At 59.1% G+C, this 6,296-nt stretch carries 6 protein-coding genes; 3 read left to right on the top strand and 3 right to left on the bottom strand.

Annotated elements, in window-relative coordinates; genetic code table 11:
• From R6T97_RS12920 to R6T97_RS12910, 3 genes are all read left to right on the top strand, one after another.
• Positions 1–1,993 (top strand): penicillin-binding protein 1A (locus R6T97_RS12920; protein WP_410349711.1); only part of this gene is annotated, 1,993 nt, incomplete at its 5' end.
• Positions 1,994–2,068: 75 nt separating this feature from the next.
• Positions 2,069–3,193 (top strand): peptide chain release factor 2, encoded by a 1,125-nt coding sequence (gene prfB, locus R6T97_RS12915; RefSeq protein WP_410349710.1) that lies wholly within the window; start codon positions 2,069–2,071, stop codon positions 3,191–3,193.
• A gap of 70 nt (positions 3,194–3,263) precedes the next feature.
• Positions 3,264–4,037, top strand: a complete 774-nt coding sequence (locus tag R6T97_RS12910; protein ID WP_410349709.1) for a DUF2189 domain-containing protein — start codon at positions 3,264–3,266, stop codon at positions 4,035–4,037.
• A 52-nt stretch (positions 4,038–4,089) separates the two neighbouring features.
• On the opposite strand, the gene R6T97_RS12905 is transcribed toward R6T97_RS12910, so the two are convergent.
• The 3 genes from R6T97_RS12905 to R6T97_RS12895 form a co-directional block, all read right to left on the bottom strand.
• The gene (locus R6T97_RS12905; protein WP_410349708.1) at positions 4,090–4,584 is read right to left on the bottom strand and encodes a polymer-forming cytoskeletal protein; all 495 of its coding nucleotides are present in this window, start codon (positions 4,582–4,584) and stop codon (positions 4,090–4,092) included.
• Positions 4,574–5,881 carry a DUF5930 domain-containing protein gene (locus tag R6T97_RS12900; protein ID WP_410349707.1) on the bottom strand — a complete coding sequence of 436 codons (1,308 nt, stop codon included), beginning with the start codon at positions 5,879–5,881 and terminating at the stop codon, positions 4,574–4,576. Before R6T97_RS12900 ends, R6T97_RS12905 begins: the two co-directional genes overlap by 11 nt.
• Before the next feature lie 151 nt (positions 5,882–6,032).
• Positions 6,033–6,296: DUF455 family protein (locus tag R6T97_RS12895; protein WP_410349706.1), on the bottom strand; the 264-nt coding region annotated here is incomplete at its 5' end.

The raw sequence follows: 6,296 nt of genomic DNA, 5'->3' as shown, positions 1-6,296 counted from the left end.
GGGCCAGAATAGTTTTGGCGTTACCGCTGCGTCGCTGACGTATTTCAATAAACCCCTGACCGAACTGTCGGCGGGCGAGGCGGCCTATCTGGCCTCGCTTCCCAAGTCGCCCAGCAATCGCCACCCGGTCCGCGACCGCGAGATTGCCGTATTCTGGCGCGACAACACCCTGCGCGAGATGTTCGAGAACGGTTATATCGACGAGGCGACATATGAGGCCGAACGCGCAGCACCGCTCTTGTCGGTGCAGGGCGGCGATTACGAGGACTTCCGCGAGAGCCTGCCAGAGCGTGATTACTTCACCGACGAAATCCGCCGCCAGCTCAGCCAGAACTTTGGCGAGGAAGAGTTCTTTTCCGGTGGCCTGGCGATCCGTGCGACAGTTGATCCTGATTTGCAGGTCACCGCGCGCCACTCGCTGCAACGCGCGTTGGAAGAGTATGATCGTGCGCAGGGTATCTGGCGGGGTACCGGCGAGACAATTCCGGCAGATGCATTGGCGGAGGAAGCCGCATGGCGGGCAGCCCTGACCGGTGTCGATGTCACCCGGGATGTCGATCTTGATGGCCCGTGGTATCCGGCTGTCATTCGGGATGTGGCCGAGAATACACTGACGATCGGTATCGAAGGCGTCATAGAGACCGAGGCGGAACCCTTTGTCGTGCCCCGCGGTGATATCCGCTGGCTGGCCGGCGATTTCTTTGACAACTTCACCCCCGGCGATGTGGTGCATGTGCGCCGTCTGTTGGATGCCGACGGCAATTTCGAACAGTGGTCCCTGCGGCAAGTGCCCGAGGTGCAGGGTGGCTTTATGGCGATGGACGTGAACACGGGCCGTGTGATCGCGATGCAGGGCGGATTCAGCTATGAGCATTCGGTCTTTAACCGCGCCACACAAGCGCAGCGTCAGCCCGGCTCTTCGTTCAAGCCGTTTGTCTATGCCGCTGCTCTGGATAGTGGTTATTCGCCCGCGACGATCATCGTGGATGCGCCGATCGAGATCAATACGCCACAGGGCGTATGGCGGCCGCGCAATGCGTCGAACCAGTTCTACGGACCAACCCCGCTGCGCACAGGGATCGAGCGGTCACGGAACCTGATGACCATTCGACTGGCGCAGGAAATCAGCATTGATACGGTCGGACGTTATGCCGAACGCTTTGGCGTCTACGAGAATATGAACCGCGTGCTTGCGGCCTCATTGGGGTCGGATGAGACGACATTGTTCAAGATGGTCGCGGCCTATGCGATGTTCGCCAACGGTGGCGAGCGGGTCGAGCCAACTTTGGTTGACCGTGTGCAGGACCGCTATGGCTATACGGTTTACCGCCACGATCAGCGTACCTGCCTTGACTGCGACCAGACCAATCTGCCAGAGGGCGCCGCGCCGCGCATCATGACCAACCGTGACCGCGTGATGAACGAGATCACGGCCTATCAGTTGACCTCTATGATGCAGGGCGTTGTCGAGCGGGGAACAGCAAGCGGTACCGTCAACCTGCCGGTGCCGATTGCGGGCAAGACGGGCACGACAAATGATGCCAAGGATGTCTGGTTCATCGGTTTTTCGTCGAACATCGTGGCAGGCTGCTATATCGGCTATGATACGCCGCGCAGTCTGGGCCGTGGTGCATCGGGCGGCGGGTTCTGTGGGCCTGTGTTCAATCGCTTCATGCAAGAGGCGATCGGGCAATATGGCTCTGGCTCTTTCCGTGTCCCGGCAAATTGCCAGTTCATCAATATCGACCGTTTCAGCGGCGCGCGTCTGCCCCCTGATGCCAGCGGCGATAACGTCGTGCGCGAATGTTTCCGTCCGGGTGAAGAGCCGCTCTTCGGTATCACGTTCGATGGCGGGTTCGCGATGGCGGCGGATTTGCCTCTTTTCGACGAAGCGCAGAGTGTGCAGCGTCAGGTCACGACATCCACGGGTGAATCGGCGACTGTCGGCGACAAGGCGACTTTCGGGACATTGTCGTCGGGCGGTCTTTACTGACCATGCGCTTGTGGCGCGCCGATGGGCGCGTTAAGACCGATGCATTAAATCCCCACGAATAAAGACAGGTGCCCGATGCGCGCGGAAATACAAAATACTGTAGAGGCGATTGAGAAATCGCTTAATCTGCTGGCGCAGCGCATGGACCGCGAAACGGCCCCGCACCGGCTTGAGGAATTCAATGCCCGCGTGGAAGACCCGACACTGTGGGACGATCCCGAAGCGGCGCAAAAACTCATGCGTGACCGCCAGTTGCTGGTTGATGCAATGACAAGTTACGAAAGCATCAGTCAGGACTTGTCTGACAATATCGAGCTGATTGGACTGGGCGAGATAGAAGACGACGCCGAGGTTGTGGCCGAGGCCGAAGCTGCGCTGATGGCACTTGGCAAGAAAGCCGCAGAAAAGGAACTGGAGGCCCTGCTGGATGGCGAGGCTGACGGCAATGATACGTTCCTTGAAATCAATGCGGGCGCGGGTGGCACCGAAAGCTGCGACTGGGCCAATATGCTGGCGCGCATGTATGTCCGCTGGGCGGAAAAGAAGGGTTACAAGGTCGAACTGCAGTCCGAACAGTCCGGTGACGAGGCCGGGATCAAATCCGCGACCTACAAGATCAGCGGGCATAACGCCTATGGCTGGCTGAAATCCGAAAGCGGTGTACACCGGCTGGTGCGGATTTCGCCTTTTGACAGCGCCGCCAAGCGTCACACATCGTTCACGTCGGTCAAGGTCTATCCGGTGGTCGATGACAACATCGAAATCGAGGTGAGCCCAAATGATATCCGTCTGGATACCTACCGGTCCTCGGGTGCGGGTGGTCAGCACGTAAACACGACGGATTCGGCGGTGCGGATCACGCACCATCCGACAGGCATCGTTGTGACCAGTTCCGAGAAATCGCAGCACCAGAACCGCGATATCGCCATGAAGGCGCTGAAGTCGCGGCTGTACCAGATGGAGCTGGATAAACGGTCAGCCCTTGTCAACGAAGCGCATGAGAGCGCGGGTGATGCGGGCTGGGGCAACCAGATCCGGTCTTACGTCCTGCAGCCCTACCAGATGGTCAAGGACCTGCGTACCAACTATGAAACCTCGGACACCAAAGGGGTTCTGGACGGTGATCTTGACGGGTTCATGGCCGCGACGCTGGCGATGAACGTGTCGGGCAAGAGCCGCGCCGAGGCGAACGCCGGATAACAGACCTCTTGCCAATGGTGCGGCCTTGGGGTGATGATAGCGCCAGGTCCAGCAACGTGGGAGGCGAGCCGTGACTTCAACAGATGCGTTGGGCGGCGCTGCCGAAAAACTGGTCGTTCAACACCTGACTATTGCGGACGTGACATCCAGCCTGCGGGCAGGTCTGCAGGATTTCCGCCGCGCGCCGCAGTTCGGGCTGTTTTTCAGTGCAGTCTATGTGGTGGGCGGGTTCGCGATGCTTTGGGTCGGGGCAGGGCATGTGACATGGACCCTTGCGACATCGCTGGGCTTTCCTTTGCTGGCGCCTTTTGCCGCGGCCGGCCTATATGAAGTCAGCCGCCGTATGGAGACGGGCCAGTCTTTGGACTGGCGCTCTGTGCTGGGGATCGTCTGGAACGAGCGGACGCGGCAACTTCCTTGGCTGGGCGCGATAATCGTGATTTATTTTCTGTTCTGGACCTTTCTGGCCCATATGATCTTTGCGCTCTTCATGGGGCTATCCACCATGACGAACGTCAGCCAGAGCTTTGATGTGTTCCTGACATCCAACGGATTGGCCATGATCGCGGTAGAGCTTGGGGTCGGTGCGGTCCTTGCTTTCTTGCTGTTCTCGATGACGGTAGTGAGCCTGCCGCTGGTGCTGGACCGCGAAGTGGATTTCGTGACGGCGATGCTGACCAGTATGAAGGCTGTGCGCGACAATCTTTTCGTGATGTCGATCTGGGCGTGGATTATCGCGGTGTCGTCGCTGCTGGCGCTGCTGCCGTGGTTTCTGGGGCTGATGTTTGTTTTGCCGGTGCTGGGACATGCCACATGGCATCTTTACCGCAAGGTCTTGGCCTGAATACGAAAAAGGGCGCCGGAAAGGGCGCCCTTCTGCGGTAATCATGAAAGACTTACGACTTTGTTTCAGTCGTCGTTGTCGGCATCTTCTTGGAAGAACCGGTGGCCAGTGGATCGTCCTGACGCTGCACGGAGCCTTCGAAGTGTGCCCCGCTTTCAATTGCGATGGTCTTGTGGATGATGTCGCCCTCGACCCGTGCGGTCGACGTCAGGCGCACCTTGAGGCCACGTACACGGCCCACGATGCGGCCGTTCACGACGACATCATCGGCAACGATTTCGCCCTTGACGGTGGCGCCTTCGCCGACGGTCAGCAGGTGCGCGCGGATATCGCCCTCGACCTGGCCTTCGACCTGAATATCGCCAGACGTCTTGAGATTGCCTGTGATCAGCAGATCAGAGGACAAGATCGATGGGGCTGGCTTTGATTTAGGCGGGGCAGATGCCTTTAAATCAGAACCTGCGGGCTTGGTGGCCTCGGTACCCTTGGGCGTTTCGGTCTCGGACGCTTTGGGTCCGGGTTCGTTGATTTTTGATTTAGAAAACATCTTGTCCAGCTCTTATGTAAGTCATGGGGTTGACGGGGTTGCCGTTCACACGGACCTCGTAGTGAAGGTGGGGCCCGGTCGAGCGACCTGAGTTCCCCATAGCACCAATTCGGTCACCGCGCGAGACCCTTTGGCCCACGCGGACATCCATGGAGTTCAGGTGCGCATAACGGGTTTCGATGCCAAAGTCGTGGCGAATCTTGATCAGGCGGCCATAGCCGGATGACCAACCGGCGTAGGTGACCACACCGTCTGCGGTGGTATAGATCGGTGTGCCGATGGGCGCGGCAAAATCAGCACCTGCATGTAACCGCCCCCAACGCTGCCCAAAACCGGAGGTATACCGAAAGCGCGCTTTAACGGGGATCGAGAAGGGCGCTTTTTCAGCGGCGATCCGGTAAAGGTTGATCCGGTCCATGGCGGTCAGGATCGCATTGGCGCGCAGTGCATCGGGGTCGGGATCACCGCCGCGCGTGGAGAACTGGATCGGTGTCAGTGGCCCACCCATGCCTGAATAGCCGCGCCGTACCTGATTGATCAGATTGTCGGGGTTCATGCCTGCGGCGCGGAACATCTGGTCCAGAGGTTCGACAGAGACCAGCATCGCTTCTTCCAACTGGCGGAAAATCTGGTCGTTGCGTTCCTGCAGCAGCCGCAGTTCAAGCTGCATTTCCTGTGCTTGTTCAATCGCAAATTCAGCGTCTGCTGCGATCTGGTCCCGCTGGGATGCCGTATCGGCGAGCGCGGATGCCAGCAGACCGACCGTACCGGCAGCGTCATCGCTGATGGAGGCGTTTCCGCCTTCGCTGTCTTCCGATGACAGGGCGGCGACCTGTTTGCGGGCCTCTTCGCGGGCGCGCATTGCGTCGCGCAGGGTGGCCTGAACGACTTCAAGTCCGGTTTCCAGTTCGCGCCGCTTTTCTTCGGTCCCAAGCAGTTCGGACTGCATGATCGAGATTTGTTGCAGGGCAGAGGTGAAACGTTCCTGCGCGGCCAGAGCCTCCATCGCGCGGGCGTCACGTTCGGTGGAAAGCGCATTGAGGCGTTGTTCGTATGTCAGTTGATCGCGCTGCGCTTGCGCCCGGAAATTGCCGGCACCGATGCTGTCCATCAGCAGGATCGCGGTGGCGATGATGGTCCAGGCCACGACGATGATACTGCCCGTCCATCCGACAAGCTGCGTTTCGGGTGTAAGCCTGATGAAGCGTGTCTCGCTGTCCGACCGCAGAAAAAGCCGTCTTTCAGGAAAGAATCGCTCAAGAGTGCCATGAACGCGTGCTGTCAGTCGTGATCTCACGGTGTTGTGTGTCCTGTCCCGTTGCCTGTAACCGGTGCCCACCCGGATTTGTCCCACGTCCCGTTTAAGTGCCCCGACGCGTGCCTGCAAGAAATATGCGCAATTATTAGGCAGGCCAACGTATTTTCGCAGGGTGTGGGCGGGGAATTGCCTATTTTTTGACGGTTCCCGGTGAAACCTGTGCGGTGCCCGCCAATGGCCAGTAGAAATCCGGCGGTATCCCGGCCTCTGCGCGCTTTTCTTCGTTGAAGGGTGGTTTGAGAGGGCCGTGGAAGTACTTGCGGACCAGATCATGAAACACGCCGGTAGGATCCAGATCGTGACGTCCGCACAGGAAATGGAACCATTTGGAGCCGTAAGCGACATGATGGACTTCTTCGGCATAGATCACGTCCAGCGCCTCGACCGCTTGGGT

Source organism: Yoonia sp., assembly GCF_046498525.1.
Lineage (GTDB): Bacteria > Pseudomonadota > Alphaproteobacteria > Rhodobacterales > Rhodobacteraceae > Yoonia.
This window is presented reverse-complemented; position numbering and strand designations above follow the sequence as displayed.

Coding starts and splice junctions, on each gene's coding strand:
- prfB (WP_410349710.1), top strand. CDS start 2,069: ATGCGCGCGGAAATACAAAATACTGTAGAGGCGATTGAGAAATCGCTT.
- R6T97_RS12905 (WP_410349708.1), bottom strand. CDS start 4,584: ATGTTTTCTAAATCAAAAATCAACGAACCCGGACCCAAAGCGTCCGAG.